This is a genomic window from Nocardia sp. NBC_01499 (assembly GCF_045040275.1).
GTDB lineage: Bacteria > Actinomycetota > Actinomycetes > Mycobacteriales > Mycobacteriaceae > Nocardia.
Genome location: NZ_CP109426.1, coordinates 2,776,729 through 2,803,497 on the forward strand (window position 1 = coordinate 2,776,729; position 26,769 = coordinate 2,803,497).

Consider the following 26,769-nt stretch of genomic DNA (forward strand, 5'->3'; position numbering starts at 1 on the left):
CTAGCGGTTCGCCGCGACCCCCGCGTGCTTTGGCGTGTTATCCCTGCCACCGGTGAGGTTCAGCGTCTTGGACGTCCAATCCCACATTTCGTGGAACAACGCCTGGTTCTCCGACAGCTTGACGCCGAGTGAGGGAATCATCTCCTTCAGCTTCGGCGTCCAGTCCGCGTACTCGGTGGGGAAGCAGCGCTGCATGACATCGAGCATCGCGGTGACGCCGGTCGACGCACCGGGGGAGGCGCCGAGCAGACCCGCGATGGTGCCGTCCTCGGCGGCGACGACGGCGGTGCCGAATTCGAGCACACCGCCCGCACCCTTGCGCCGGATCACCTGCACGCGCTGGCCCGCGGTGATCAGCTCCCAGTCCCGGCCGTCGGCCCGCGGGATGAACTCCGAGAGCGTGTCCACCTTGTCCGCCTGCGACTTGAGCAGCTCGCTGACGAGGTACTTGGTCAGGCCGAGCTCGGTGGCGCCGACGCCGAGCAGCGAGAACAGGTTGTTCGGCTTCACCGACTTGAACAGGTCGGTGAGCTTGCCGTCCTTGAGGAACTTCGGCGTCCAGCCCGCGTACGGGCCGAACAGCAGGCCGGGGGTGCCCTTGATGACGCGAGTGTCCAAGTGCGGCACCGACATCGGCGGCGCGCCGACGGCGGCCTTGCCGTAGACCTTGGCCTCGTGCTGCTGGATCAGCTCGGGGTTGGTGCAGCGGAAGAACTGACCGCTGATCGGGAAGCCGCCGAAACCGACGATCTCCTTGATGCCGGACTTCTGCAGCAGCGGCAGCGCGCCGCCGCCCGCGCCGACGAAGACGAATTTGCTGATGAGCGTACGGGTTTCGCGGGTGCGCAGGTTGCGCACCTTGACCAGCCATGACCCGTCGGACTGCTTGGTCAGGTCCCGCACCTCGTGGCCGAAGGCCAGGTCGGCGCCGGTGGAGCCGAGGTAGGCGAGCAGCTCCTTGGTGAGCGAGCCGAAGTCGATATCGGTGCCGCCGTCGGACCAGTTCAGCGCGACCGGGTCGGAGAAGTCCCGACCACGTGCCATCAGCGGGAGCCGCCGCGCGAACTCGTCGGGGCTGTCGATGAACTCCATGCCCTCGAACAACGGATGCCGCGACAGCGCCTCGTAGCGCTTGCGCAGGTACTCGACGTTGTCCGCGCCGTGCACGAAGCTGACGTGCGGGATCGGGTTGATGAACCGGGACGGGTCACCGAGGACGCCGTTCTCGACCGCGTAGGACCAGAACTGGCGCGACACCTGGAACCGCTCGTTGATGTCGATGGCCTTGCTGATGTCCACCGAGCCGTCTGGGTTCTGCGGGCTGTAGTTCAGCTCGCACAGCGCGGAGTGGCCGGTGCCCGCGTTGTTCCACGGGTCGCTGCTCTCCGCCGACGCGGCGTCGAGCCGCTCGAACAGGGAGATCGACCAATCGGGCTGCAGCTGGCGCAGCAGCGCACCGAGGGTGGCACTCATGATGCCGGCGCCGATGAGTACAACATCGGTCTTTTCAGTCATGGCAGCGTTCGGCACGGCTAGATCGACTTCCTTGTCCTTCTACGCGGGCCCACCGGGCGGGTGGACCTGCCTGGGCACGGTGCTTGCGTGTTATTGCCTCGGTTCCGGTTCGTAAACCATGGCGGGAGTTAGGTTACCCGCCGTTCACCTAGCCCCAATTGTGCACCTCACCACGTCGATCCCCCGCGCCGAACCCGCCGAATGTGACCTAGATTGTGTATGTGACAAAGGAAACTTCACTTGCCGCTCCGCAATCCGACACCCAGGGCGATGGCCAGTGGAAAGCCGATGTCCTCGGCGAGAAGTACCAGCAGCGCACGCTGAGTTTCGGGCCGGATCCCGACGGAGAAGGCGAGGCAGTGGCCACCTTGGTGCGCTATCTGCCCGGCGATGAGGTCGAGGCCACCGCGGGGGCGGTGTTGTATGTGCACGGGTTCACCGACTACTTCTTCCAAGAACATCTCGCCGAGCATTTCGCGGCGCTCGGCTACCACTTCTACGCGCTGGATCTGCGTAAGTGCGGACGTTCGCTGCGGGACGGGCAGACACCGCATTATGTGACCGATCTCGCACTGTATGACGACGAGCTGAACGAGGCATTGCGAATCGTTCGCGAGGAGACCGGCGCGCCGGTTGTCTTGAACGCGCATTCGACCGGCGGACTGATCCTGCCGCTGTGGCTGGACCGGCTCAATCGGGCCGGTGGCACCGCGGCGGCCGGGATCGCCGGGGTGGTGCTCAACAGCCCATGGTTCGATCTGCACGGGCCGTCCTACTACCGGACCGTCGGGACACCGATCATCAAGGGGCTCGGCCGGTTTCGGAAGATGTTCGCGCTGCCGAGCGCGAAGGTCAGCACCTACGGCGACAGCCTGCATCACAGCGTTGCCGGTGAATGGGACTACAACCTGGATTGGAAACCGTTGCACGGCTTCCCGATTCGGTTCGGCTGGCTGCGCGCGATCCGCAACGGCCACGCACAGTTACACGCCGGACTCGATATCGGTGTGCCGTCACTGATCCTGCGTTCCCGGATGACGAGGTTCGCCCGCCAGTACGGTCCCGCGGTCGACGTGGCCGACGCGGTGTTGGACGTCAAGCAGATTCAGCGCTGGTCCGGCTGCCTGGGCGACCGCACCAACATCGTGCCGATCGACGGCGCCAAGCACGACGTGTTCCTGTCCTCGGCGCAACCGCTCGCCAATGCCTTCGCCGAGCTGGACAGCTGGCTTGATTGGTTGACCGCCTACCAGGCCAAGTCACCAGGTGCTGGTGCGTAACACGATCTCGGTGGCCAGCTCGTGGTCGGCCTCGGTCGCCACATTGGTGACGTCGACATCGACCACGCGGAACTCGCCGTAGACGAAACGCCCCGAGGCGTCGGCGACCGAGCGCGGCAGGTTCTTGGTCACCAGCACCGTGGTCGGCAACTCCACTGGACGGACCGTGGCGTCGGCGACGGTCCCGTCCGGGCCCGGAGCCGCCGGATGGCCGCGATCGGCCACCACGAGGCTGATGAAGCGCCCGAATCCGGCCGAGCACGCCCGCCACGCCAGCTCGGCGCCCGTCCCGCGCGCGGCCACGTTCGCCCATGGCACCCCGAGCTCGTCCAGGATCGCGGTGACGCCGGCGGCATCGAGACCATCGATCGACTCGAGCACGACCGTGCGCAGATCCGAATTGTGCAATCGAGCACATACCTGGTCGTAGACGTCCACCGGGTCACCCGCGTCGGGCAGCAGCAGCACACTGTGCCGGGATTCCGGGCCGTCTACCCGCACGGTCCATGTCCCGTCGCCCACCGTGATCTGCCGAGATTTCATGCCGAATGACGCTACACGGGTCACCTGAACGAAGCCCTATCTTCGGGTCAGGCCAGTAGCCGCATGCCCGCGCGTTCGCCGGCGTTGTGGTCGAAGGTGACGGTGAGGTCGCAGCCGGCTTCCTGGCCGAGCTGCTGGATGAGCGCGTCGGCGAAATCCGCGCCGTCGGCGGCCTGGCGCAGCGCCTGGCGCACGGTGTCGGCGCGCTCGACCACGATCTCGGTCGAATCGAGCAGACCGAGCAACACGTCGGTAACCGCCTCCGGGTCCTGTTTGTAGCCGCGGCGCAGCACCCAGTGGATCTCCGCGAGCACGATCATCGTGACGTATCCGGGGCGGCTCTCGCTGAGGCCGTCGATCACCTGGTTGGCGCGCGCGGATTGCTCCGGATCGTCCTGGGTGAGGTAGCGGATCAGCACATTGGCGTCGAGACCGATCATTGCTGCTTGCCTTCCACGACATTTCCGGAGATCGCCTCGTTCATCTGCGCGAGGCCGATCGGCGAGCCGGACCAGCCGACTATTCCCTTGAGCGACTTGATGGTTCGGGTCTCGGGCACCAGTTCGTAGGTGCCGTTGACGGTGGGCACGAAGGCGACCCTGACCCCGGCGCGCAGGCCCATGGCGACCCGGACGTCGACCGGGATGGTGATCTGTCCCTTGCTGGTCACGGTCGCGGACACCACGTTTCCCGCTCTGCCGCCGGACTTCTTGTCTGCTGCCACTTCGCTCACCGACCCGTGCTTCTCCCGCGCCCACCGGCCCGCGCCTTACCCGGAGCCGAATTCCTTACTGAAAGGTAAGGGGCGGCGTTCGTCGCGTCAACAGTTCATGGACGCTAGGTTGCGGAAGTGGGGATCGCGTGGGTCGCCAGCGTGGGCAGGTCGGCGGGCGCGCCGTCGGTGAGCAGGCGGTCGAGTTCGGTCAGATCGAGGTGGCTCTCGACCAGATCGGCGAGCAGATCGAGTTGGCTCGCACGCACCTCGGCGACGGAAGTACCTTGGGCGGCAACGAAACCCGCGCGTCCGGCCGCTGCGGCCACCGAGTGGAGCCAGGTGCGCCGGAACTCGTCGGATTCGAGCAGGCCGTGCAGGTGGGTGCCCCAGAGCGGGCCGCGCACACTGCCTTCCGGTGCGCCGTCGATGTCGAGCCAGGCCGGGTCGGCGTTGCCGATCACTCGTCCGTGGTGAATCTCGTAGCCGTGCACCGGAATTCCGTCGGTGTCGTGTCCGCTACTGCGGCGCAACACTTTCGGATCGGTGAATTCGATCTCCAGGTCCAGCAGGTCGAGCCCGTCAACCGTGCCCGCCGCCGACTCGACCTGGTCGACGATCCGCTTGCCGAGCATCTGATAGCCGCCGCAGATGCCGAGGATCGGGCCGCCCGCCGCCGCGCGGGCGCGCAGGGCGTCGGCGATTCCGGTGCGCCGCAACCACTCCAGGTCCGATACGGTCGCCTTGCTACCGGGCAGCACGACGAGGTCGGCCCCGGCCAGCCGGGACGGCTCGCTGGCCCAGCGCACGGAAACCCCTGGCTCGCAGGCCAATGCCTCGATATCGGTGGAGTTGGAGATGCGCGGCAGCCGGATGGCGGCGACGGTCAGCCACTCGGTGCCGACCGGTGGGCACGGGCGGCCGACCGGCGCGTCCGCGATGGTGCTCAGGGAGTCCTCGGCGTCGATCCAGAGGTCCTCGGCGTACGGGATCACGCCGAGGGTTGGTCGGCCGGTCAGTTCGGTCAGGCGGTCAAGGCCGGGGCGGAGCAGCTCGACGTCGCCGCGGAACTTGTTGATCACGAACCCGGAAATCAGTTGCTGGTCTTCGGGTTCCAGGATGGCGACGGTGCCGAACAGGTGGGCGAGCACGCCGCCGCGATCGATATCGCCGACGAGCAGCACCGGAAGCCGCGCGGGCCGCGCGAGACCCATGTTCGCCAGATCCGTTGCCCGCAGATTGATTTCGGCGGGCGATCCGGCGCCCTCACAGATCACCACGTCGAATTCGGCACGCAGCGAGGCGAGTTCGGCGGCGACCACCTCGCGCAGTTCCCGACGGTGCTGGAAGTAGTCCCTTGCACCGACGGTGCCGACCGCTTTACCCCGCACCACCAGCTGGGAGCGCCGATCGCTGCCCGGCTTCAGCAGCACGGGATTGAACCGCACGCTCGGCTCGAGCCCGCACGCCTGCGCCTGCAATGCCTGCGCGCGCCCGATCTCGCCGCCGTCGAGGGTGACCACGGAGTTGTTCGACATGTTCTGCGCCTTGAACGGCGCTACCCGCACCCCGCGCCGCGCCAGCATCCGGCAAATGCCAGCCACCACAACGCTTTTGCCCGCGTCCGACGTGGTCCCCGCGACGAGCAGGGCGCCTTTCACGACAGGGTGCGGATTTCCGCGCCGGTGTCGGTGACCACCCGACGGCGCGAGCTTCGAACTGGGCGGCCCACTCGTTTCACGGCAGGGTCAGAATCTCTGCGCCGGTGTCGGTGACCACGAGGGTGTGCTCGAACTGGGCGGTCCACTTGCGGTCCTTGGTGACCACGGTCCAGCCGTCGTCCCAGATCTCGTAGTCGATGCCGCCCAGGTTGATCATCGGCTCGATGGTGAAGGTCATGCCGGGTTCGATGATCGACTCGATGGCGGGCTGGTCGTAGTGCAGGATCACCAGGCCGCTGTGGAAGGTGGGGCCGACGCCGTGCCCGGTGAAGTCGCGGACAACGCCGTAGCCGAATCGGTTGGCGTAGGACTCGATCACGCGGCCGATGACGTTCAGCGCCCGGCCCGGCCGGACCGCCTTGATCGCCCGCAGCGTCGCCTCTTCGGTCCGCTCGACGAGCAGCCGGACGTCCTCGGCCACGTCACCGGCGAGGTAGGTCTTGTTGGTGTCGCCGTGCACGCCGTGGATGTAGGCGGTGACGTCGATATTGACGATGTCGCCGTCCTCGATCACCGTCGAGTCCGGAATGCCGTGGCAGATGACCTCGTTCAGCGAGGTGCAGCACGACTTCGGAAAACCCTTGTAGCCGAGGGTCGATGGGTAGGCGCCGTGGTCGCACATGTACTCGTGCGCGATCCGGTCCAGCTCGTCGGTGGTGACGCCGGGCGCGACCGCCTTGCCCGCCTCTTCCAGCGCCTGCGCCGCGATCTTGCTCGCGATCCGCATCTTGTCGATCGTCTCGGCCGTCTGCACCCAGGGCTCGCGGCCCTCGTTGACGGTCTTCTTCCACGCGTACTCCGGGCGCTCGATCGTGCGCGGGACCTCGCGGGTGGGTGACTGGGTGCCGGGGACGAGCGGCTTGCGAGTGCGGACAGACATGGGAACAGCGTAATCGGACCCCGGCGTGCGCGCCCAAGCGCCAGACCTACCCAGTGCCGGAAGCCAGCCGGAATACCTACGGACCATGGTCCGTTTACGCTATTGGTTGACATCGACACAAACCCAGGAAAGAGGCTCGACCGTGGAATTGGGACTCACGACGTTCGCCGAGCTGTACCCGGTAGGCGACCGGCCCGCGCCGAGCGCGGGTGCCCGACTGCGCGAGGTGGTCGAGGAGGCCGTCACCACCGAGCAGGCCGGACTCGACGTCTACGGCGTCGGCGAACACCACCGCAAGGATTTCGCCGCCTCCTCCCCCGCCGTCGTCCTGGCCGCCATCGCCGCCAGGACCGAGAAGATCCAGCTGACCAGTGCGGTCACCGTGCTGAGCTCCGACGATCCGGTACGGGTGTACCAGGATTTCGCGACGCTGGACGGACTGTCCAACGGTCGCGCGGAGCTGATGGCCGGACGTGGCTCGTTCACCGAGTCGTTCCCGTTGTTCGGCTACAACCTGTCCGACTATGACGAGCTGTTCGAGGAGAAGCTGGCACTGCTGCTGCACATCCGCGAGGACGAGCCGGTCACCTGGAACGGCAAGTTCCGCGCGCCGCTGCGCGATGCCACCGTCTACCCGCGCACCGACAACCGGCCGCTGCCGGTGTGGATCGCGGTCGGCGGCAGCCCAGAGTCGGTGGTCCGCGCCGGACTGCTCGGCCTGCCCCTGGCCATCGCGATCATCGGCGGCCAGCCCGCCCGGTTCAAGCCGCTTGTCGATCTGTACCACCGCGCGCTCGCCGAGGGCGGCCACGAGAAGCAGCCGGTCGCGGTGCACGCGCACGGCTATATCGCCGACACCGACGAACAGGCCGTCGCCGACTTCTACGAGCCGTACGCTCTCGCCATGAGCGTCATCGGCCGGGAACGCGGCTGGGGTCCGATGACCAAGGCACAGTTCGACGGCCTGCGCTCGAAAGAGGGTTCACTGTTCGTCGGCACTCCCGACTACGTCGGCGAGAAGATCGCCGACATCCGCGACACCCTCGGCCTGGACCGCTTCATGCTGCACACCAGCGTCGGCACCCTGCCGCACGAGAAGGTGCTGCACAACATCGAATTGCTCGGCGCGAAGGTCGCACCACAGGTCGGCTGACCGAAAACCCTTGCGCCGCGCACGGATTGGCGCCCGCGCACGAAATCGATGACGATTCCGTGCGCGGCAGGCAATGAGGCGCGCGAACGACGTGGCGGGTCAACGGGATTGCAGCCAGGCACGCAACCCCGCGCCGTCGAATTCTTTGCCCGCCAATGCGGGGGTCGTCTGCGAGGAGATCACGGTGACTCCGGTTCGCGTCCAGGCGAACCAGGTGTGGGTCGGATAGTCGAGTAGCAACCGGACGTCGGCAGCACGTGGTTGGCTCGTCTCTTCCACCCCCGTTGCCATGGCCCGAGGCAGGTACGGTGGCAACGGTTCCAACTGCACGGTGTCGGTGGCACTGCGCCCGGCCACGTGCACCGGCACCGCGATATAGGACTTGTTTCCGGCGCGCTCGAGATCGTCGCGGGACGACGGATCGGTCGCGTACACCGTGACCGATGCGCCATCTCGGCGGAATATCGCGGCCCCGCCATCATTCGACGCACCCAACGATCGAAGGAACGATCCCGCGAGCCGCTGCGCCGCCGGAGTATCGATCGCGCGGTCGATGGCACTGCTGTCCGGCTCGCTCTCCCATGCCGTCGCGGGTGGACCGTGATTCGCACAGCCAGACAGGGCAAGACCGACGGCCGCGAGACCGATCGCGAAGCGCGGAACCGGTCCGCTCATCGGGGTGCGATGCCGTAATCCTCGCCGAACCATGTCCAGTCCGAATTCCGGGTGTAGGAGTCGATCGCCTGCGTGACGCTGCGCCGCGAGGACGGCCACGGATCCCCATAGGTGACGGTGCCCGCGTCCACGTCGAAGCCGTAGATCACCTGTGCGTGCCCGCCGCCTGCCGCCCACGCGATACCGGTGAGGATCGGCCGATCGGCCGAGATCTCATCGACGACCTTGGCCATCGTCAAGGGCGCGCCGACGGCCGCGTCGAAGCCGATCCCCCGAAAAGCCGAGGCGATCTGCTCGAGCGATGCCTCCTCATTGGGGCAGGCGCCGTCCCCGCTGACGCCGTGCACCAGTGCGCAGTATTGATTCTGGCTGATCGGCCGGTGCAGATACGTCGCTATCGATGATCCATCGGCGGCCCAGCACCACTGGTCCGCACTCTGGGTCTGCTGCAGATAGGGCAGCGTCTGCGCACCGAAGACGGCGCTGCGCGGTTCCGGAACCCGAGGCAGGTTCGGTGTCACCGCCAAACCGTGCGGATGCCCGACAGCGGGATCCGGCTCGGCCGCGGCGGAGCCGTGGAGTGCGAAGGCGAGGAATATCGCGACAGGGCAGCAGAACAGCTTCCATTTCGACGCCATGCCTCATCCTTCCGAGCGGAAATACCATGGCACGGTACATATCCCTACGCTCGGCCGCAATCGGGCCGCAAAGAATCACAGTGCGGCTGGGCGACTTGGGTGAATTTACTTGCGAGACACCGCCGTTAACACCGACTTAAATGAATCAGGGTGACTTTTATATTGTCGCCGCCAAAATGCCGTGGAACACTCCCTGTTCAGTTCACCGATCATTCCATCCGGAAGTGATGGATCGTGGGGCTCAGCAGGAGGAACCTTGCAGTATTCGCGCTTGTCCGCCGCTTTCGTATCCGCCCTCGGCATCAGCCTCGCGGTATTCGCCACCGCGCACGCCGCCCCGGACGTGCCAGCTCCGCAGCTCAAGCACCATGCGTTCGGGCTCGACCGCGCGGCCGCCCACGACAGCCTCGGCCGGGATACCACCGTCGGTTCGGCGCTGCCGGTTCAGGTGGGCACGATCGGTGCGCCACCTGCCGCATATTCGCTGCGCCAGTACGCTTTACCCGCGGGCGATCAGGGTCAGGTCGGATCGTGCGTCACCTGGGCAACCGGATATACCGGGTACGGGGTGTTGATGAATGAGCAGCAGATCGCAGGCGATCCGATGGCCCCCATGTTCATCTACTCGCAGATCGCGCAGGGCGACGATCAAGGCACCTACGCCGGAGTCGCGTTGCCGATCGAGCAGCAGCAGGGCATCGACACCAAATCGGACTACTGGCAGGGCGATTTCGACTACACGACCCAGCCCGACGCCAAGGAACGCGCTAACGCCACCCATTACAAACTGTCCGGCGCACTGGATCTCACCAAGGGCGATATCGTCACCAACATCAAGAAGGCGATCGCATCCGGCCTGCCGGTGCCCTTCGGATTCGACGTCAGAGAGAGCTTCGAGGACCTCGATAGCACCAATGACAACTACAACCCCGCAGCCGGCGAGAAAATCCTCGGCGGCCACGAGGTCACCATCGTCGCGTACGACGCAAAAGGGGTGACAGTCGAGAATTCCTGGGGCCCGAATTGGGGCAAGAACGGCTTCTTCACCGCCCCTTGGTCTTTCATCACCAGCGCCGACGTGAACGAAATCCACTCGATGGGCCGGCTGCTGCCCGCCTGAGCTACTTGGTGAGGTGCGCTTCGAAGGCGATGCGGTCGCCACGATAGAGGCCGCGGACGCGTTCGATCGGGGCGCCGTCGGCGTCGAGGCTGCGACGGTGCAGCAGCAAAAGCGGTAGGGCCGTGGTGCATTCGAGGAGGGCGGCCTCGCGCGGGGAGGCAAGCACCGTTTCGATGCGTTCGGTGGCCCGGCCGAAGATCACGCCGGAGCCGCGCACCGCCGCGTAGAGCGAAGTTGTCGGGTCGTAAGTGGTGCGCAGCGTAGCGAAGCGGTGCAGGGGTAGGTAGGTGCTCTCCAGGCCGATGCGTTCGCCGTCGGCGAGTAGGACGCGCTCCAGGTGCATGACCGAAGTACCAACGGGCACATCGAGATCGCGGGCGGTGTCGGCGTCGGCGGACACGTCGTCCCAGCTGACGAGCAGGCGGCCGGGGACGCGGCCGTAGCTGATGGCGCCCTCGGTGTAGGAGCGAAGCGACAGCGGCTGAACCATTTTCGGCCGAGAGACCACGGTGCCGCGCCCCTGTCGGCGAATTCGGCCCTCCACCAGTAGATCTCGCAGCGCTTGACGCACGGTCTCGCGCGCCACCTCGAACCGCACGGCCAGGTCACGTTCCGACGGGACCGGATCGCCCTCGGCCAGATCACTCAGGATCGTTTCCAGCTCGGTGCGCACGCGATACGACTTCGGCAGCCGGTCGGGCAGCGCGAATTCGGCGCGCGCGCCGCGCGTATCGCCGGGCGCCACCTCGGCACCGACCCCGCCCACCTCCGTTGCTTCCATGTGGCACAGCCTACCCGCAATTGGTCTATACCAATTGTTAACCTGACGTTTGCGTCGGCAACACCCCTTGGTCTAGACCAATGTGCACCATAGGGGCCATGCGATTGGTCATCATCGGAGGTGGGATCCTCGGCACCGCACACGCCCTGGCCGCTGTCCGCCGCGGTCACGACGTCGTGCAGTTGGAGCGGGAGACCGAGGCCCGCGGCGCGACGGTACGCAACTTCGGCCTGGTCTGGGTCTCCGGGCGCTCGGCCGCTGAATTGGAGCTGACGCTGCGCTCACGCGAGCTGTGGGAGGAGATCGGCGGCCAGGTCCCCGGTGTCGGATTCCGCGCCGCCGGGTCGATCACGCTGGTGCGCACCCCCGCCGAGCTGGCCGTCGCCGAGGCCGCCGCGGCCGGTCCGTCGGCCGCCGCGCGCGGGTTCGAGTTGCTCGAACCGGAGCAGGTGCGCGCGCTCAACCCCGCGCTGCGCGGGAAATTCTTTGCCGGACTGCATTGTTCGACCGACGCCGCGGTCGAGTCGCGGCAGGTGCTGCCCGCATTGCGCGCCTATATGGCCGCCACCGGCCGCTACACCTGCCATGCCGCCACCGAGGCCAGGTCGGTCATCGATACCGCCGAGGGCGCCACGGTGCGCGACGATCAGGGCCGCCACTTCGACGCCGATCTGGTGCTGGTCTGCCCCGGTGCCGCGCACAGCGGCCTGACCCGCGAGCTCGTCGACGACCTGCCGGTGCGCCGGGTCCGGCTGCAGATGATGCAGACCGCGCCGCTCGGCGAACCGCTCACCACCGCCATCGCCGACGGCGACAGCTTCCGCTACTACCCCGGCTTCGCGGGCGAGGCGGTGGACACGCTGAATCGTGAACAGTCCCAATCGGCTACCGCCGCCGAGCACAAGATGCAGCTGCTCTGCGTGCAGCGGTTGCACGGCGGGCTCACCATCGGCGACACCCACGAGTACGACGAGCCGTTCGCGTTCGACGTGGACGAGGCGCCCTACGAGCACCTCACGGCGGTCACCGAGGAACTGCTCGGACGCAAACTGCCGCAGGTGGTTCGGCGCTGGGCCGGTGTGTACAGCCAGAGCGTCGACCCGACCGCGATCGTCACCCGCGCCGAAGCGGGCACGCACACCTGGGTGATCACCGGACCGGGTGGCCGCGGCATGACCCTTGGACCCGCGCTCGGCGAGCAAACCGCCGACCTGCTGAATTTGTGAGGATTGCGTTGTCTGACAACACCATTCAACTGGTCGCCCTCGACATGGCCGGCACCACCGTCGCCGACGGCGGACTGGTCCTTCGCGCGTTCGACGTGGCCGCCACCGCGGCGGGCATCGACACCGAAGGGCCGCAACGGGAGCAGGCCCGCACCTACGTGCTCGACACGATGGGTCAGTCGAAGATCGCCGTCTTCCGCGCGCTGCTGAGCGATGAAGACCGGGCGCAGGAGGCCAACCGCGCCTTCGAGGCCGCCTACGAGGCGTTGATCGACGAGGTCGACATCACCCCGATTCCCGGTGCGGCCGAGGCCATTACGACGCTGCGCGACGCGGGCGTCAAGGTCGCGCTCACCACCGGGTTCAGCCGCACCACCCAGGACCGCCTGCTGAACGCGCTCGGCTGGCACGACATCGCCGACCTGACGCTGGCGCCCTCGGACGCCGGGCGCGGGCGCCCCTACCCCGACCTGGTCCTCACCGCGCTGCTGCGCCTGCGCGCCGATGCCGTGAATCGTGTTGCGGTACTTGGCGATACGACCAGCGACATCGCCACCGGCCTTGCCGCGGGCGCCCGGATCGTCGCCGGCACGCTCACCGGCGCGCACGACGAGGCCCAGCTGCGCGCGGCGGGCGCCACCCATGTCGTGCCGTCGGTGGTCGAGTTCGCCGAACTGGTGCTCGCCGACCTCACCTGACCCCGTCGACCGGTTTCCGCCGCCGACGGTCCCTCCGCCCCTTCGACTCCGACACTCCTCACGAACCGAAAGTTGTAGTCATCGTGCGTACTTCGTACAAGCCGGTCAAGCTGGCACGCACCCTCGCCCGCACCGCGCTGCTCGTCGCCACCGCCACCGCCGTGGCGGCCACCGCGGCCTGCGGCGGCACCGGCACCGACAGCGCGAGCGGCAAGACCATCACGGTCTACTCCGCCGACGGTGTCGGCCCCTGGTACCAGACCCAGTTCGCGGAATTCAAGAAGCAGACCGGGATCGCGGTCAACCTGGTCGAGGCGGGCTCCGGCGAGGTCGTCAACCGGGTCGACAAGGAGCAGGCCAACCCGCAGGCCGACGTGCTCGTCACGCTGCCGCCGTTCATCCAGAAGGCGAAAGCCAGTGGGCTGCTGCAGGACAGCGGCATCGACACCAGCGCGGTCCCCTCGGCCGACAAGGACGCCGAGGGCAAGTACGTCACCCTGGCCAACAACTACCTGTGCTTCATCGCCAACCCGTCGGTCGACGCAACCAAGCTCACCTGGGACGACCTGCTGAAGCCGGAATTCAAAGGCAAGCTGCAGTATTCGACGCCCGGCCAGGCCGGTGACGGCACCGCCGTGCTGATCCTGCTGCAGAAGCTGCTCGGCAAGCAGGGCGCGCTCGACTACCTGAACAAGCTGCAGGCCAACAATGTCGGCCAGTCCTCGTCCACCGGCAAGCTGCAGGCCAAGGTCGACAAGGGTGAGCTGACCGTCGCCAACGGCGACGTGCAGATGAACCTGAGCACCATCAAGGAGAAGAGCTCGAAGTTCACCGTCTTCTTCCCGGCCGCCGCCGACGGCAAGAAGTCGACCGTCGCGGTCCCCTACGTGATGGGCCTGGCCAAGGGCGCACCGCACAAGGCCGACGCGACGAAGCTGATGGACTTCCTGCTCTCGGCCGCGGTGCAGAAGACCTTGGGCCCGGACGCTTTCGCGGTACCGGCCCGCGCCGAACTGCGCGACGCACCGGCCACCGGGTCGGGTCCGTCGCCGAGTGCGGCGCTCAAGGGTGTCGAGGTGCTTCCGGTCGATTGGAACAAGGTGCTCACCGACCTGGACGGCGACCTGGCCGCCTACCAGAAAGCCACCGGTAGCTGAAACGCCGTCAACCACAAGGGAGTCGACCATGTCCACCGGTGACGCGCTTACGAAGTTATCCACCACCGCCCCGTCGCGACCCGCCGCCACCGAACCGGCGATCGTGTTCGACCGGGTCGGGGTCAGCTACCGCAGCGGCCGCAAAACCACTGTCGCGCTGGCCGATTTCACGCTGCGCGTCGCCGAGGGCGAGACCGTCGCCCTGCTCGGTCCGAGCGGTTCCGGCAAGTCGACCGCGCTCAAGGCACTGGCCGGATTCGTCCGGCCGACCTCGGGCGCGGTCCGGCTGGCCGGCCGCGACGTCACCGATCTCTCGCCCGCCAAGCGCGGGATCGGCGTTGTCGTACAGTCCTACGCGCTGTTCCCGCACATGAGTGTGCACGGCAACGTCGCCTTCGGATTGAAGTCACATCGGGTGCCGCGCACCGAGATCGGCGCCAGGGTGACCGAGGCGTTGGCCATGGTCGGCATGGGCTCCTATGCCAAGCGGCTGCCGAGGGAGCTGTCCGGCGGCCAGCAGCAGCGGGTGGCGATCGCCAGGGCGCTTGCCATCCGGCCCAAGGTGCTGCTGCTCGACGAGCCGCTCGCCGCGCTGGACGCGCAGCTGCGCCAGTCCATGCTCGGCGAGCTACAACAGCTGCGAAAGGCATTGCCGGACACGGCGATGCTGTACGTGACCCACGACCAGTCCGAGGCGCTCGCACTGGCCGATCGCATCGCCGTGATGCATGACTCGCACCTGGTCGATATCGACACCGCCGAGAACCTCTGGCAGCGGCCGCCCAGCGACTTCACCGCCGCGTTCCTCGGCGGCGCGAACCTGCTGCCCTGCACGGTGAATCGCCTGTCCGGCGGGTCGGCGCTGGTCACCGTTGGCAGCCAAACGCTGCGTGCGGAGGCGCCAACACCCGGTGTCGGTCAAGAGAATTGGATCCTCGACGCGCCCACGCTGCTGTGCGTGCGCCCGCACACGGTGCGGATCGTCGCCACCTCCGAGCGTGACGCGTTGCGCGGCACGGTGGTCTCCGCCGTCTGGCGCGGCGCGTCCACCCGCCTGCACGTGGCGGTGGACGGCCTGGCCGACGAGGTCACCGCCGACGTGCCAGGCCAGGTCGACACCGCCATCGGCGCCGTTGTCGGCGTCCGCTTCCCCGACCCCGCCGGGGTGCTGATCCCCCGCGCGGTCGGCGCGGTGCGGTCATGAGTGCGCGAGCGGCGGAGGTGCAGTCGTGAGTGCGCCCGCATTGCTCGAGCCGGTTACCGCGCCCGAGTCCCCCGGTCTATCTGCGCGACAACGCAACTGGAAGCCGGTGCTGTGGAGTCTGCCGCCACTGCTGGTAGTGCTGTTCATCGCCGTGTACCCGATCGTGCGAATCCTCGCCGAGTCCACCGTGACACCGACCGGCCGGGGCACATCGGTCTGGTCCCAGGTGCTCGTTTCCGAGTCGTTCCGGGATGCGTTGTGGCGCACCGTGTTCATCGCGGTGACCTCGACCGCCGGATGCCTGGTGCTCGGCGCGTTTCTGGCAATTGTGCTGGCATTCGTGCCGTTTCCCGGATCGCAGGTGGTCGGGCGTCTCATCGATACCGTGCTGACGCTGCCGTCGTTTCTCGTCACACTGTCGTTCACGTTCCTCTACGGAACGGCGGGCGCGGTGAACGCGCTGATCACCAGCATCACCGGGAACAACGAGCCCGCGCTGAACTTCCTGAGCACCCCGCTCGGCGTAATCCTCGCCGAGATCACCTTTTTCACGCCGTTCGTGGTGCGCCCGCTGCTCGCCGCGTTCGCTCAACTGCCGCGCGAACAGCTCGACGTGGCGGCGAGTCTCGGCGCATCGCCGTGGCGGGTGCTGCGCCAGGTGGTGCTGCCCGAGGCGTGGCCAGCGCTCGCCGCGGGCGGCAGCCTGGTGCTGCTGTTGACGCTCAACGAGTTCGGCATCGTGCTGTTCACCGGCGCGAAGGGCGTGATCACGCTGCCCGCGCTGATCTATACCCGCGGCATCGTCACCTTCGATCTGCCCGGCGCAGCGGTGCTCGCCACGGTGCAGGTGCTGCTGTCGCTCACGCTCTACATCGGGTACCGGCTGATCTTCGCCCGGTTCACGGCCAGGAAGGAGAACTGAGGCGATGCTGATGTGGACCAAGCGCGGCAGGGCCGCGGTGCTCGCGGTGTTCGCGCTCGTAGTGTTCGTGGTGTTCGTCGCGCCGATCGCCACCGTCGTCGGGGCCGCGTTCGCCGGGCAGTGGACCGGCCCGCTGCCGTCGAACCTCGGCTTCGCCAACTTCGGGCGCGCGCTGTCCGGCGAGCAGGCGGCCAGCCTCTCGGTGAGCCTGCAGACCGCGCTGCTCGCGGGCGCCGTCTCGCTGATACTCGGCACCTGGGCGGCGCTGGCCTCGCGCGCGGCGCCCGGCTGGTGGCGGCGCTGTACCGACGCGGTGTTCCATCTGCCCGTCGCGATCCCGTCGGTGGCCATCGGCCTCGGCGTGCTGATCGCGTTCAACGAGCGCCCGGTGCTGCTCGGCGGCACCAAATGGATTGTCATCCTTGCGCATTCGGTGCTCGTGCTGGCCTACGCATTCAGTGCGGTCGCCGCCGCCCTCGATCGCCTTGACCCCGGCTACCGCGAGGCCGCCGAATCGCTCGGCGCGAGTCCGGTGCGCGTCCTGTGCCAGGTCACGCTGCCGCTGCTGCTCCCCGCGCTCGGCGCGGCCGCCGGACTCGCCGTCGCGCTGTCCATGGGCGAGCTCGGCGCCACCATCATGGTCTACCCGGCCACCTGGAAGACGCTGCCGGTCGGCATCTTCGCGCAAACCGATCGCGGCGAGGTCTTCGACGCCGCCGCGAGCACCACGCTGCTCGTCCTCGTCACCCTCCTCGCCCTGATCCTGCTCGGTCGCCTGCGCAGCCGCGCCGCCCTGCGCTGACCTCAGCGTGTTCTCGATGGTCAGGGCGGTGGTCCGGGTCTCGACCTAGGATGACGACGTGTCAGCACTTCCCCTGATCTTCACCGCGGGCTGGGCGAGCGGGATCAATGCCTATGCCGTTGTGCTGCTGCTCGGCCTGTTCGGCCGCACCGGCCTGTCCGACTCGGTGCCGGACGCGCTGCAGCGCACCGACGTGCTGATCGCCGCGGCGGTGTTGTTCTTGCTCGAGGCGGTCGCGGACAAGATCCCGTACTTCGACTCGTTCTGGGATGCGTTGCACACCGTGATCCGGCCCGCCGCCGGTGCCGTCGTCGCGGCATTGCTTGCGGGACAAGACGGTTCGCTGCCCCAACTCGCGGCGGGCGCGGTCGGCGGAACGACCGCGCTGGCGAGCCACCTGGTCAAGGCTGGCACCAGGATGGCGATCAACACCTCGCCGGAACCGGTGACCAATATCGTGACGAGCACCGCCGAGGACGTCTCCGTCGCGGGGATCGTCACCCTGGCCATTTTCCATCCACTGGCCGCCGCGATTATCGCGGGCATCCTGCTGGTGATCGGGTTGCTGCTGGTGTCGTTGTTCGCCACCCGCATCCGCCGTTACCTCCGCCGCCGCAGACAGCGCAGGCAGGCGCGGGGCGTTACCGCGACCTGAGCACGGTGCGGGTTCCGCGCGGGCCGGGTGTTTCGATCTCGGTCCGGCGAAACCCGGTGTGCGCGACATATCCTCACAACGACCACGGGGGATTCCTCCGCATCTGAGGGAAGGTTGGCGGTCGAACAATGGCAGCACCGGCGACGAAGCTAGTGAAGGACATCGAGCCGTTGTCCGCGCCGCAGCGGCGCCGGGCCATCGCGACGGTGGCGCTGCGGCTGGCCGGTACGCCGGACCTCGGCGCGCTGCTCGCCGATCTTGCGCGCCGCGATCGCTACGAGCGGATCCTCTCGATTCAGCTGGCCGCGATCGCTGCCGATCGCAATCATCTTGTTGCCCAAGTGGATTCGATGGGACAGGAGTTCGTTTCACGCGCGGTCGTCGCGCTGGTACGGATCGGCGTCGAGCCAGGGGTGCTGGTCGAGCGGTTGCCGCGGATGGCGCAGCGGACGCGGCGGGTGCTGTATCGCGCGATCGGGCGGCGCACCCGCGACGCCGGTCTGGCCGACGCCTTGTTCCCCGAGGTCCGGCGCCTCTTCGGGGACGGTGAGGCAGCGCGGATTCTGCCGTACTGCTCGACCCGGCTTGTCACCCAGTACCTACCCGAGTTCGCCTACGCGGCGCCGAACTGGCAAACGTTGAGCCGCAGGCACACCGAGGCGGTGCTCACCTATCTGACGAACCTCGCGGCGCAGGCGGGCGAGACCGACTGGCCCGAACTGTGGCCGCGCATCGCCGCTGGAGCGGGCACCTTCGCGATCCGCGAACCGGACCGCCTGCTCGCGCTCGCCACTCAGGCCGTGCGGTACGTGCGGATCAACGGCCTTGACGCGATCGCGGGCAGCCTGACTCGGCACAACCCCGGTGCCGTCGTCGAACTGATCCTGCATCCGAGTGGGCGCGGCACCGCTCTCGCCGGACGTGCGCTGTTCACCGCATTGCGCGAACTCCCCGACAATCGGCTGATCGCGGTGTGCGCCGCGTATTCCGGATATCACCGGCGACGATTCCTACATGCCCTGCCGCCGGGGCGGCGCACCGAGGTGGTGCGGCAGGTGTTCATCCGGCCCGGCGTCGATGCCGCGCAGGTCGATCTCGACGCGCTCGACAGCCTGCCCCTGCTCGACCGGGCGGCGCTTGCCCGCGAATTGCTGGCTCGCCAAGGCGGATCCGACGATCGACCGGTCCGCGAGCGGCTGATCGCGCGGCTGTCGTGGGAGGAAGCCGAACCCATTCTGTACGAGAGCATCCGGCGTCCGACGGCCGACGAGCGGGCGCAGGCGTACCCGCTGCTCGTCGTCGCGGCGATCGGCAGCCGCGACCCCGCGGTGGTCGGCACGCTGCTCGACTCGCTGCGCCGCCTGCGCAACGAGCAGGACCCGGTGCGGCGCACCGCTTTACAAGCGATCAATCAGATCCCGCCGACCCTGCTTCGCCCCGAGCACCTGCCCGCGCTGGAGATTCTGGGTACGGACGCGCTGCAGGCCCGGGACAGGTCGGCCATGACCACCGGCGCGGTCGGCGTCATGGCCCGCGGGCTGCTGGTCCACGGCGCCCGCACCGACGATCCGGCCTGCACCGAGTCGGCGCTGCGGCTGGTCGAAAGCCTTGCGGCGCATGCGAGCTCGATCCCGCTGGCCGACCTCGACCGCAATCTGCCGCACGGCGCCGAACATCGACTGTTCGCGGCACTACGTCGGCGACTGGACGGCGACGCGGTGCGCGATGCATGGAGCCTCACCCTCGGCCTGGCCAACGGCCTGCACAAACGCGCCTGGAACGTCGTCCCCTTGCAGCAGTTGCTGTTACGGGCCTGCGGTGCGCGCGACGACGCCGTGATCCGCGGCGCGGTCGACCTCGTCCTGGCCAACCCGGCCACCCGCGACGATCACCTCGCCACCTTGCTGAACCGGGACCGCTCGCTCTTCTCGCTACCCCGGGTGCAACGGCTGATCGCCACGCGCCGAACCGATCTGCTCGACATCGCGCTCAACGGCGCGACACCGGGCCGTTTCATCGCGCCGAAAGTGCGTCTGGTGCCCGACTTCTGGGACGGCTTCGACGGCTGGACCCCACGCCAGATCGAACTGTACGCGCGGGCGCTCACCGCGCTTGTGCGCGCGAAGGAGTCCTCGGCATGGGAGAAGGCCTGGGCGATACAGCGATTGGGTCGTCTGCCCGGTAGTTTCGCGCGCCTCGTCGGCTACACCGACCATCCCGAGCTAACGGTGGCCGAGGCGGCGCTCACCGCACTCGGCCGCAGCGAGGACGCCGAGGCAGCGATCGGTGTGCTCGGTCGGCACGTCGACTCCGATCGGGCGCGAGTCGCGGTGAGCGGCATCGCTTCCCGCGCAAGGAGCATCGCACCGGATCGGCTCGCGGTCGCGCTCACGCCGCTGGTGGATTCGCCGAAGATCACCTCGGTGAAGGAGGGCGTTCGGCTGCTCGCGGCGCTGCACGTGCCGGAGGCGATGGCAACGATCCGGGCCATCTGGGACCGGCCGAACCAGCATCGCGACGTCAAACGCGCGGTCGTGTTCGCGTGCCGCTGGCTGCTCGATCACGACGCGGCGTGGCTGATCCTCGCCGACGCGTCCCATGACCCCGCGGTGGCGGGCGAGGCACTCAATCTCACGCCCGCCCTGCTGCCGGTTCCGCAGCGGCGCAGGATGGCCGGGCTGGTGCGGGAGATGGCGGGCGGCGCCGACGTCCAGCTGGCCACCGAGGCGATGCGGGTGCTCGGTAGCTGGCAGCGCTGGGCGCCCGCCGACACCGGCGACATGCTGGTGCGCAGGCTCGCCGACCTCAGCGAGGCGGGGCTATGGCGACAGGCCGCGCAGGTGCTGGTCGGCGGCGATTTCCGGGCGGAGGTGCCGGCGGCGGTGGACCGGCTGCTCGCCGCCGAGGACATCATCATCGCCGGTCGTGATCTTCCTGCCAGGCAACGACTCTCGACACTGCTCGGCAGTCTCGGCAGCTCGGCGGCGCTGTCCGACGAGGCGCGGACGACGGCGGTCGTCGTTGCCGAGCGGCTGGCCGGGGAAACGCAGTGGCGGCGGTTTGCGATCGATCTGCTGCTCGCCCAGATTCGGTGGGCGGATGCGGCGTCGAGTGTGCGGTCGATCCAGCAGGCGTGCGGGCTCGCGCGAGGGGCGCTGGTGGTCTATCCGGCCGAACAGCTGCGGATACAGCTGGCGCGGACCGGGCAGATGGTCGATGCCGCGACCATGACGACGGTCGCGCGCGATCTGTCCACGGATGTCGACAGTGCGACCGCGCTAGCCGCGCTGGCGTTGATCTCGCAGTGCGGCAATCACTTCGGCTGGACGCCGACCTGGGTGGAGCTACTCGCCCGAATGCGGACGCATGGGCAGAGCAATGTCCGGGTGGCGGCGCACGAGATCTTCACCGTTACCGAGTGAGTGCGGCGGGATTCTCAGCGGGCGTGCCGCGCCAGTCGACCACGCGGCACGCCGGGCGGGGCGCCCCGTTGCGCCCGCCGTCACTGTGCGGGCGACGTAATCGTCCAGAGGGGGTCACTGGTCGGATGACAACCCTGGGACGTCGCCCTTTTGAGCAAGCGACGCTGTCGGGGCAGTGTCACTATCGAGAGGGAATCCGTTGGTCGAGAAGATCACTGCTCAGGCAATCGGCGACGGCCACCGGCCACGTCGGTTACCAAATCAGTGTACCCATCGACAAGTTCTGCCAGGTGGTACCAATGTTTATGGGTATTGTCACTGCGCACGCCCTCGATGTCGATGGCCTGGTTCGCATCGACCCAACTGCGGGCCATCCGGTCAACCACCGCGCCGAGGCTTTCCGTGTGCAGCGACGCACCGTTGCGATGCTGCGGAATCTCCTTGCCGATCCAATCATTGATGTCGTCGACGAGTTCACTTCGGCGGCAGTCGATTTCAACGATCAACGCGGCGTCACGCACCTGCTGCCTGCGCGCGTGCAACTCGGCGAGGGCGTGCGCGGACCGCAGCATTTCCCGATCTTGGAAACGGCGTCCTTGAAAGGCACACAATAACTGTGGAGCTGTCGGTAGTACCCCCACCGTAGGCGCACTCATACCTTCACCCCAAGTTCGCCCGACACCAACACGCTTTGTACCAACATAATTGGCTCTCGATTCGGTTATCCCGGTCATCGGATCGGTTGTTCACAACTAGGCTAGCTGGATCATGCACTTACTGATGCAAGAACGCAAGAGTGCGTCCGCATTGCTGCGACTCGTCTGTTAGCGCACCTTAAGAGGCCCGGTTTCCCAGCCGGACAACAGCTTCAGCGCCCGCTGAGCAGCAACGTCGCCGAATGACCTCAGGCGATGCGCGGGCCGACTTCGCCGGCCAGCGCCGAGTGTGTGTTCAGTGCGCCCGTCGTCGGTCGCGATGGTCGATCAGCAAGCGCCAGAAGGGATGCCGATCGGTTGCTCTGCGGCACCGCGGCCGCCGATCGCGGCCGGGAAAGGTGTCAAGACCGGTTACGAACCGCGTACGAGTCGGTTTTCTCCGGGTCAGCGCATTCGGGTGAACGTGACGTAGTGATCGCCGGTGTACCAAGCGGACTTATCGCTTCCGGTGACAATGCGTTCGGCATCGCGATTGTGTCCCGGCTTCTTGATATTGACGTCCCACTCTTGATAAGAGATCCGACGCCCCGCCGAATCGGTGCTCGGCAGCGACTTCTCCTGATTCGTCCAGGTACCACCACCTTTGGTGCCCGATCCGTCATTCGGCGGCCAGGTACCCGCGTCGATCCGCGCGAGGGTGTCCCAAGCCCGCTGCGGCACAGCGGCACTGACCAGCGTGACCGACTCGCCATGCACCGGCCTCGGCGACTGCTCCCCCGTCGACAGGCCGAAGACCAGCGTCAAGGCCGCGGCCACCACCGCGAGAATGTGCACGAACCGCTTCGAGGTCGATCCCGCCCCAGTCATAACGCCTGAAGCTACGTGCCCAAGTCGAACTCCAGGTTTCGCCAGGTTTCCGACGCGTGAAGCCTTGGTGCGCGGCGGATGTCACCCGAGATCCCTATCCAGGGAACCAGCGACTTTGGCATCGAGAACTTTGGTATTGAAACCTTGGAACTCGCCGAGTTGGAACGCGTACGCTTTCGTCCTACGAACGCGCCGAAGGGATGTTGTGATGGCAGGCAAGCGCACCGTCCTGACCGTGCGATTACGCCGGTTGGCGGCGATGTTGCACGAGATGCGCGAGCATGCCGAACTCAGTAAAGAGGAGGTGAGTGCGAAGACCGGTATCAACGTCACCACGTTGTATCGGATCGAGACCGCGCAGGCGCGGCCGCAGCGGCGCACCCTCCAGGCGATGCTCGACCTGTACGCGGTGACCGAGGAGCAGCGCGACGACGCGATGGAACTGCTGTCGGACGCGCTGAAGCCGGGTATGTCACGGGCCTACGAGGGCAGTGTGTCGGAGGTGTACGCGGCATACATCAATTTCGAGGCCGAGGCATTGTCCGCGCGGCACTATCAGACCTCGACCATCCCGGGGCTTTTGCAGACGATGGAGTACGCGACGGCGGTGATCGACACCTCGATGCCCAAGGTGGAGGCCGCGATCATGGAGGACCGGGCGCGCGCGAGGATGGATCGGGCCGCCAACCTGACCAAGGAGGAGCCGCTCGAGCTGTGGGTGGTGATGGACGAGGCGGCGATCCGGCGCACCGTCGGCGGGCCCGTCGTCATGCACGGCCAGCTGGATCGGCTGCTCCAGGAAACCAAGCGCAAGAACGTGATTCTGCAGATCCTGCCGTTCGACGCTGGCGCCCATCCCGGCATGGCCGGCTCGTTCACCCTGCTGGACTTTCATGATCCGGCCGATCCTGAGCTGGTGTATGTGGAGGGCATCGCGGGTGACGAGTTGATCGAGGGCCATCCCGAAATCCGGCGCTTCGGCGTGATTTTCGACCAGCTGCGTGCGATGGCGTTGAGCCCGCGCGACTCCGCGGAGATGATCATGGACGCCGCCGCGCGGATGGGCGACTAGCTCCGGCTTGCCCGCCGGTATCCGACCGCCGCTGGCACCGCGAACAGCACGATCGCGCCGACCGACCACGCCACGGTGGCCAGCAGCGGGGCACGGACCGCCCCGCCGAGCGAGAGCCCGCGCATGGCGTCGATCGCGTAGGTCATCGGCTGGTGCGCGACAATCGGTGTGGCCCAGCGCGGATACGCGATCAGCGGCACGAAACCGGTGCTGAAGAACATCATGATCGACGAGCCGAGCGAAACCGCCTCCACCAGCGCCGTTTTCGCGCTGTACACCGCGACGGCGGTGACAAGCGTCGCGAAGCCGAGCCCATACAGCAGCGGCACACCGAACAGCGCGATACCGGCAAGCACGCCCTGCTCGAACCGGAAACCGAGCACCACGCCCACCGCGAACAACACCATGGTGCACAACAGAATCCGGACTCCTTCGGCGACGATCCGCGAGGCAAGCCCGGACGCGCGATGCACCGGCAACACCCACAATCGGGCGAGCAGCCCCTGATCGCGTTCCCTGCCGAGCGTGACCGCACCGGCCAGCGACCCCGACATCACCCCGACCAGCGCGACCATCGGCACCGAACCGTACAGCGCGCTCGCGCCGGAGAATGTCGAAATCTGCTTGCCGAGCACGGTATTCAGCACGATCAGCAGCAACGCCGGGAAGGCAAGCGACTGCACCATCGTCAGCGGGTCACGCCACCAGCGCAGCAACAGCCGCCTGGTCTGAATGACGGTCTGCGGCACCAGCAGTCGCCAGGTCTCGGTCCGGCCGGACACCACGGGCAGATCTGCGGCCCGATCGTGCGTGCTCGTCATGCCGACCTCCGCACGGCGACCACCGTGCCGAGCGCGCCGCACACCACGAGTATCCCTGCCGCCCAGGCCAGACCGGGTCCGAGGACCGGAAGGCCGACAACGCCCGCATTGCCGGTCGAATCACCGGCCAGCGCGCGCAATCCGTACACGAACTGCGACACCGGCTGATTGCGTGCGAAACCTTGTAGCCACGAGGGGAATTGGCGCGCCGGCACGATACCGGTGGACACCAACCCGAGGATCAGCTGCGGAAAGATGAGCACCTGCGTGATCGCCTCCGGACTCCTGGCCAGGCTGCCGATCAAATCCGCGCCAAGACAGAACGCCAACGCCACCAGCAGCGCGAACGCCATGAATCCCGCCGTATCCCACCAGCTTCCGTAGAAATGCACGCCGATCACCCACCCGCACAGCACGGCGACGGCCAACGAGACCGCGGCGCGGTACATGGCGGCGGTGATCCGCGCCGCCAGCGGTGCCACCGCGGGCATCGGCATCGATCCGAATCGGATAGTGAGCCCGTCCTTGGCATCGCTGGCCGCCCGGAACGCGGCCGAGGTGGCGCAGAAGGCGACCGCCTGCATCACGATCATCGGCATGAGGTACTGCGCGTAGCTGCTGAGTCCGTGCCCGTACACGGTCATCACCAGGTTCAACGGCACATAGAACCCGAGGGTGAACACGGTGGGCGCGACGACGGCGGTGACCAGTTCGCCGTTGCGCCAGGACGGCCGGATCAGGCGGCAGGTCAGCACCCACCACTGGGCGATCGCCCCGATCCGCGACGGCACCGTCAGCAGGCTCATCTGCACGCTCTCATCCTGCGGATATCCGCGCCGGTTTGCCGGGAACCGGCAGTTGTCCGCATGTCGCGGGTGGTTGCCCAGAGAGATACCGAGACAGCAAGCGGTTCGGTTCATGCCGAACCCGCCGCCCGCCGAGTAGCGGATCTCGTTGTTGGACAGTGCACCAACTCACGTCGTGTTCGTCCGGATCAGTGGATGACTAGTGGCCACCCTGTGAGTAATGTGTGCCGAGATGACCAGCATGGAAGCTCGTTTCGGTGACGCGACCCGGACCGTGCCCCTCCCCAACCCGTGGAATCTGACCGCCTATCTCGCCGCCGTCGCCGCGCACCGTGGCCGCTCCATCAGCCTGCACACCGCGCCAAGGGCACTGCTGAACGAGATCGGCTGCGGCGGAGGCGGTTTGTGGGTCGCGCGCAAACACGACGACATCATCGTCTACGACGATGATGCCACCGATCGAAACGCCGATCACATCATCCTGCACGAGGTGGGGCACATGCTGCTCGGTCACGGCACGCAGGAGTCCGATCGCGGTGCTCCGGTGCCGCCGACACTGGCGCTGATGCTGCCCTCGATTTCGCCGCAGTCGATCGAGCATGTGCTCGGGCGCAGCGAATTCGGCGTCGACCGGGAACGGGAGGCGGAGGTGTTCGCCGATATGACCATGGTCTACGCGACATTGCCGCAGCGCCGGAATCGGTCGTTCCGGCTGTTCGGGCGCGGGAAGTAGTCAGCAGCACTCGTACGGGTCGTCGGGTAGCCGCCGGATGCCGCTGCGCAGGTCGTCGATGAGGTCCTGGTAGCCGTCGGCCAGCGCCTCGATCTGCACCCACGCGTCATAGAACACCGCCTCCGGAGCGAAGGCGAGCGCGGCGACCGCCTGCGCGGTCATTCCCGCGAGCCGGTCGACCAGCCTGCCGACGGTTTCGACGTGCTCGGGTGCCGCGATCTCCGGAACCGGGGTCGCCAGGGTGACCCAGCGATCGATGGTGCGCACCAGCTGGATGCGGCGCCGATCGATCTTGACCGACTCGATGGCCGGGGTCCGCTCGCGCACCAGGTGCAGCTGGGCCAGTTCGCCCGCCGCCTCGAGCATCGGATGGTCCTCGTGCGGGAAGCCGCGGAAGGCGGCCAGCAGCAGATCTCTGCTCGGAATCGTCCGGTCGTTACCCGAGTGGTCCACCTCAGCGCCCCCACCTGGCCGCGCGTCGGCGCGCCCCCGCCGTCGGGTGGTGACGAATACCGCGCCGCCGCAGCGGCACATCCCGCACCTGGCACACATCGATAGCGTGAACGAGAGTTCCCCCCTCCACGTCGATTTCACCCACTTCCGTTTCTCCGACACACGCTGGTCAGCCGCCTCCCCACCGGTCCGCCGCCACAACAATCCAGGCTCGGCAAACTTAGAGTGACCACACCTTAATCTGCCACTCGGAAGTA

27 protein-coding genes are annotated in these 26,769 nt (G+C 67.5%); 13 read left to right on the plus strand and 14 right to left on the minus strand.

Annotated elements, in window-relative coordinates:
- Positions 1–1,530: a malate dehydrogenase (quinone) gene (mqo, locus tag OG203_RS12730; protein ID WP_405165854.1), complete on the minus strand. Its 1,530-nt coding sequence runs from the start codon at positions 1,528–1,530 to the stop codon at positions 1–3.
- 206 nt (positions 1,531–1,736) lie between these two features.
- Between mqo and OG203_RS12735 the strand changes: the two genes are divergently transcribed.
- Positions 1,737–2,795 carry an alpha/beta hydrolase gene (locus tag OG203_RS12735; protein WP_405165855.1) on the plus strand — a complete coding sequence of 353 codons (1,059 nt, stop codon included), beginning with the start codon at positions 1,737–1,739 and terminating at the stop codon, positions 2,793–2,795.
- On the opposite strand, the gene OG203_RS12740 is transcribed toward OG203_RS12735, so the two are convergent.
- The 5 genes from OG203_RS12740 to map form a co-directional block, all read right to left on the minus strand.
- On the minus strand, positions 2,775–3,338 hold the full coding sequence (locus OG203_RS12740; RefSeq protein ID WP_405165856.1) for an alpha/beta hydrolase: 564 nt from the start codon (positions 3,336–3,338) through the stop codon (positions 2,775–2,777). The two genes, OG203_RS12735 and OG203_RS12740, sit on opposite strands and share 21 nt — an antisense overlap.
- Before the next feature lie 47 nt (positions 3,339–3,385).
- Positions 3,386–3,778 (minus strand): PIN domain-containing protein, encoded by a 393-nt coding sequence (locus tag OG203_RS12745; protein ID WP_150405688.1) that lies wholly within the window; start codon positions 3,776–3,778, stop codon positions 3,386–3,388.
- Positions 3,775–4,071 carry an AbrB/MazE/SpoVT family DNA-binding domain-containing protein gene (locus OG203_RS12750; RefSeq protein ID WP_405165857.1) on the minus strand — a complete coding sequence of 99 codons (297 nt, stop codon included), beginning with the start codon at positions 4,069–4,071 and terminating at the stop codon, positions 3,775–3,777. Before OG203_RS12750 ends, OG203_RS12745 begins: the two co-directional genes overlap by 4 nt.
- Positions 4,072–4,175: 104 nt before the next feature.
- On the minus strand, positions 4,176–5,711 hold the full coding sequence (locus OG203_RS12755; RefSeq protein ID WP_405165858.1) for a cobyric acid synthase: 1,536 nt from the start codon (positions 5,709–5,711) through the stop codon (positions 4,176–4,178).
- Positions 5,712–5,787: 76 nt separating this feature from the next.
- Entirely contained in the window at positions 5,788–6,651 is an 864-nt protein-coding gene (gene map, locus OG203_RS12760) for a type I methionyl aminopeptidase (RefSeq protein WP_405165859.1), read from the minus strand.
- Positions 6,652–6,793: 142 nt separating this feature from the next.
- Here map and OG203_RS12765 point away from each other — a divergent pair, with 142 nt between their 5' ends.
- Entirely contained in the window at positions 6,794–7,804 is a 1,011-nt protein-coding gene (locus OG203_RS12765) for an LLM class flavin-dependent oxidoreductase (RefSeq protein WP_405165860.1), read from the plus strand.
- Between the two features lie 99 nt (positions 7,805–7,903).
- Here the strand turns inward: OG203_RS12765 and OG203_RS12770 are convergent, their stop codons facing one another.
- Together OG203_RS12770 and OG203_RS12775 are read right to left on the minus strand one after the other, a co-directional pair.
- The gene (locus OG203_RS12770; protein ID WP_405165861.1) at positions 7,904–8,479 is read right to left on the minus strand and encodes a hypothetical protein; all 576 of its coding nucleotides are present in this window, start codon (positions 8,477–8,479) and stop codon (positions 7,904–7,906) included.
- Complete coding sequence (locus OG203_RS12775) at positions 8,476–9,117, minus strand: papain-like cysteine protease family protein (protein WP_405165862.1); 642 nt, start codon at positions 9,115–9,117, stop codon at positions 8,476–8,478. Before OG203_RS12775 ends, OG203_RS12770 begins: the two co-directional genes overlap by 4 nt.
- Before the next feature lie 271 nt (positions 9,118–9,388).
- On the opposite strand from OG203_RS12775, the gene OG203_RS12780 reads away from it, so the two are divergent.
- Positions 9,389–10,237, plus strand: a complete 849-nt coding sequence (locus tag OG203_RS12780; RefSeq protein ID WP_405165863.1) for a C1 family peptidase — start codon at positions 9,389–9,391, stop codon at positions 10,235–10,237.
- Between the two features lies 1 nt (position 10,238).
- On the opposite strand, the gene OG203_RS12785 is transcribed toward OG203_RS12780, so the two are convergent.
- On the minus strand, positions 10,239–11,018 hold the full coding sequence (locus OG203_RS12785; RefSeq protein ID WP_405165864.1) for a GntR family transcriptional regulator: 780 nt from the start codon (positions 11,016–11,018) through the stop codon (positions 10,239–10,241).
- A 98-nt stretch (positions 11,019–11,116) separates the two neighbouring features.
- Here OG203_RS12785 and OG203_RS12790 point away from each other — a divergent pair, with 98 nt between their 5' ends.
- The 8 genes from OG203_RS12790 (at position 11,117) to OG203_RS12825 (ending at position 21,104) form a co-directional block, all read left to right on the plus strand.
- Positions 11,117–12,244 (plus strand): TIGR03364 family FAD-dependent oxidoreductase, encoded by a 1,128-nt coding sequence (locus tag OG203_RS12790; RefSeq protein WP_405165865.1) that lies wholly within the window; start codon positions 11,117–11,119, stop codon positions 12,242–12,244.
- Between the two features lie 8 nt (positions 12,245–12,252).
- Positions 12,253–12,942, plus strand: a complete 690-nt coding sequence (locus tag OG203_RS12795; RefSeq protein WP_405165866.1) for a phosphonatase-like hydrolase — start codon at positions 12,253–12,255, stop codon at positions 12,940–12,942.
- An 83-nt stretch (positions 12,943–13,025) separates the two neighbouring features.
- A complete protein-coding gene (locus OG203_RS12800) occupies positions 13,026–14,099 on the plus strand; it encodes a 2-aminoethylphosphonate ABC transporter substrate-binding protein (RefSeq protein ID WP_405165867.1) in 1,074 nt (357 codons plus the stop codon).
- Between the two features lie 28 nt (positions 14,100–14,127).
- On the plus strand, positions 14,128–15,303 hold the full coding sequence (locus OG203_RS12805) for an ABC transporter ATP-binding protein (RefSeq protein ID WP_405165868.1): 1,176 nt from the start codon (positions 14,128–14,130) through the stop codon (positions 15,301–15,303).
- A 25-nt stretch (positions 15,304–15,328) separates the two neighbouring features.
- Positions 15,329–16,225, plus strand: a complete 897-nt coding sequence (locus OG203_RS12810; protein WP_405165869.1) for a 2-aminoethylphosphonate ABC transporter permease subunit — start codon at positions 15,329–15,331, stop codon at positions 16,223–16,225.
- Positions 16,226–16,229: 4 nt separating this feature from the next.
- The gene (locus tag OG203_RS12815) at positions 16,230–17,027 is read left to right on the plus strand and encodes an ABC transporter permease (protein ID WP_405165870.1); all 798 of its coding nucleotides are present in this window, start codon (positions 16,230–16,232) and stop codon (positions 17,025–17,027) included.
- A gap of 58 nt (positions 17,028–17,085) precedes the next feature.
- A complete protein-coding gene (locus OG203_RS12820; protein WP_405165871.1) occupies positions 17,086–17,682 on the plus strand; it encodes a DUF4126 domain-containing protein in 597 nt (198 codons plus the stop codon).
- A gap of 128 nt (positions 17,683–17,810) precedes the next feature.
- Positions 17,811–21,104: a hypothetical protein gene (locus OG203_RS12825; protein WP_405165872.1), complete on the plus strand. Its 3,294-nt coding sequence runs from the start codon at positions 17,811–17,813 to the stop codon at positions 21,102–21,104.
- Positions 21,105–21,316: 212 nt separating this feature from the next.
- Here OG203_RS12825 and OG203_RS12830 read toward each other — a convergent pair whose 3' ends face one another.
- Both OG203_RS12830 and OG203_RS12835 read right to left on the minus strand, forming a co-directional pair.
- Positions 21,317–21,676 carry a DUF4254 domain-containing protein gene (locus OG203_RS12830; protein ID WP_405167859.1) on the minus strand — a complete coding sequence of 120 codons (360 nt, stop codon included), beginning with the start codon at positions 21,674–21,676 and terminating at the stop codon, positions 21,317–21,319.
- 528 nt (positions 21,677–22,204) lie between these two features.
- Complete coding sequence (locus OG203_RS12835) at positions 22,205–22,627, minus strand: ribonuclease domain-containing protein (RefSeq protein ID WP_405165873.1); 423 nt, start codon at positions 22,625–22,627, stop codon at positions 22,205–22,207.
- Positions 22,628–22,835: 208 nt separating this feature from the next.
- Here OG203_RS12835 and OG203_RS12840 point away from each other — a divergent pair, with 208 nt between their 5' ends.
- Positions 22,836–23,699, plus strand: coding sequence for a helix-turn-helix domain-containing protein (locus OG203_RS12840; protein WP_405165874.1), 864 nt, complete (start codon positions 22,836–22,838; stop codon positions 23,697–23,699).
- On the opposite strand, the gene OG203_RS12845 is transcribed toward OG203_RS12840, so the two are convergent.
- Together OG203_RS12845 and OG203_RS12850 are read right to left on the minus strand one after the other, a co-directional pair.
- On the minus strand, positions 23,696–24,520 hold the full coding sequence (locus tag OG203_RS12845; protein ID WP_405165875.1) for an ABC transporter permease: 825 nt from the start codon (positions 24,518–24,520) through the stop codon (positions 23,696–23,698). The two genes, OG203_RS12840 and OG203_RS12845, sit on opposite strands and share 4 nt — an antisense overlap.
- Positions 24,517–25,326 carry an ABC transporter permease gene (locus OG203_RS12850; protein ID WP_405167860.1) on the minus strand — a complete coding sequence of 270 codons (810 nt, stop codon included), beginning with the start codon at positions 25,324–25,326 and terminating at the stop codon, positions 24,517–24,519. The genes OG203_RS12845 and OG203_RS12850 overlap by 4 nt, the downstream gene beginning before the upstream one ends.
- A 232-nt stretch (positions 25,327–25,558) precedes the next feature.
- On the opposite strand from OG203_RS12850, the gene OG203_RS12855 reads away from it, so the two are divergent.
- Positions 25,559–26,059, plus strand: coding sequence for a hypothetical protein (locus tag OG203_RS12855; protein ID WP_405165876.1), 501 nt, complete (start codon positions 25,559–25,561; stop codon positions 26,057–26,059).
- Here the strand turns inward: OG203_RS12855 and OG203_RS12860 are convergent, their stop codons facing one another.
- On the minus strand, positions 26,060–26,512 hold the full coding sequence (locus OG203_RS12860; protein ID WP_405165877.1) for a hypothetical protein: 453 nt from the start codon (positions 26,510–26,512) through the stop codon (positions 26,060–26,062). It lies immediately after the preceding gene.
- Positions 26,513–26,769 lie beyond the last annotated feature (257 nt).

Bases quoted from the DNA above. Each gene is read 5' to 3' on its own strand.
- OG203_RS12740 (WP_405165856.1), bottom strand. From the start codon at position 3,338: ATGAAATCTCGGCAGATCACGGTGGGCGACGGGACATGGACCGTGCGG.
- OG203_RS12745 (WP_150405688.1), bottom strand. From the start codon at position 3,778: ATGATCGGTCTCGACGCCAATGTGCTGATCCGCTACCTCACCCAGGAC.
- map (WP_405165859.1), bottom strand. From the start codon at position 6,651: ATGTCTGTCCGCACTCGCAAGCCGCTCGTCCCCGGCACCCAGTCACCC.
- OG203_RS12770 (WP_405165861.1), bottom strand. From the start codon at position 8,479: ATGAGCGGACCGGTTCCGCGCTTCGCGATCGGTCTCGCGGCCGTCGGT.
- OG203_RS12775 (WP_405165862.1), bottom strand. From the start codon at position 9,117: ATGGCGTCGAAATGGAAGCTGTTCTGCTGCCCTGTCGCGATATTCCTC.
- OG203_RS12785 (WP_405165864.1), bottom strand. From the start codon at position 11,018: ATGGAAGCAACGGAGGTGGGCGGGGTCGGTGCCGAGGTGGCGCCCGGC.
- OG203_RS12790 (WP_405165865.1), top strand. From the start codon at position 11,117: ATGCGATTGGTCATCATCGGAGGTGGGATCCTCGGCACCGCACACGCC.
- OG203_RS12805 (WP_405165868.1), top strand. From the start codon at position 14,128: ATGTCCACCGGTGACGCGCTTACGAAGTTATCCACCACCGCCCCGTCG.
- OG203_RS12815 (WP_405165870.1), top strand. From the start codon at position 16,230: ATGCTGATGTGGACCAAGCGCGGCAGGGCCGCGGTGCTCGCGGTGTTC.
- OG203_RS12825 (WP_405165872.1), top strand. From the start codon at position 17,811: ATGGCAGCACCGGCGACGAAGCTAGTGAAGGACATCGAGCCGTTGTCC.
- OG203_RS12830 (WP_405167859.1), bottom strand. From the start codon at position 21,676: ATGCTGCGGTCCGCGCACGCCCTCGCCGAGTTGCACGCGCGCAGGCAG.
- OG203_RS12835 (WP_405165873.1), bottom strand. From the start codon at position 22,627: ATGACTGGGGCGGGATCGACCTCGAAGCGGTTCGTGCACATTCTCGCG.
- OG203_RS12840 (WP_405165874.1), top strand. From the start codon at position 22,836: ATGGCAGGCAAGCGCACCGTCCTGACCGTGCGATTACGCCGGTTGGCG.
- OG203_RS12845 (WP_405165875.1), bottom strand. From the start codon at position 24,520: ATGACGAGCACGCACGATCGGGCCGCAGATCTGCCCGTGGTGTCCGGC.
- OG203_RS12850 (WP_405167860.1), bottom strand. From the start codon at position 25,326: ATGAGCCTGCTGACGGTGCCGTCGCGGATCGGGGCGATCGCCCAGTGG.
- OG203_RS12855 (WP_405165876.1), top strand. From the start codon at position 25,559: ATGACCAGCATGGAAGCTCGTTTCGGTGACGCGACCCGGACCGTGCCC.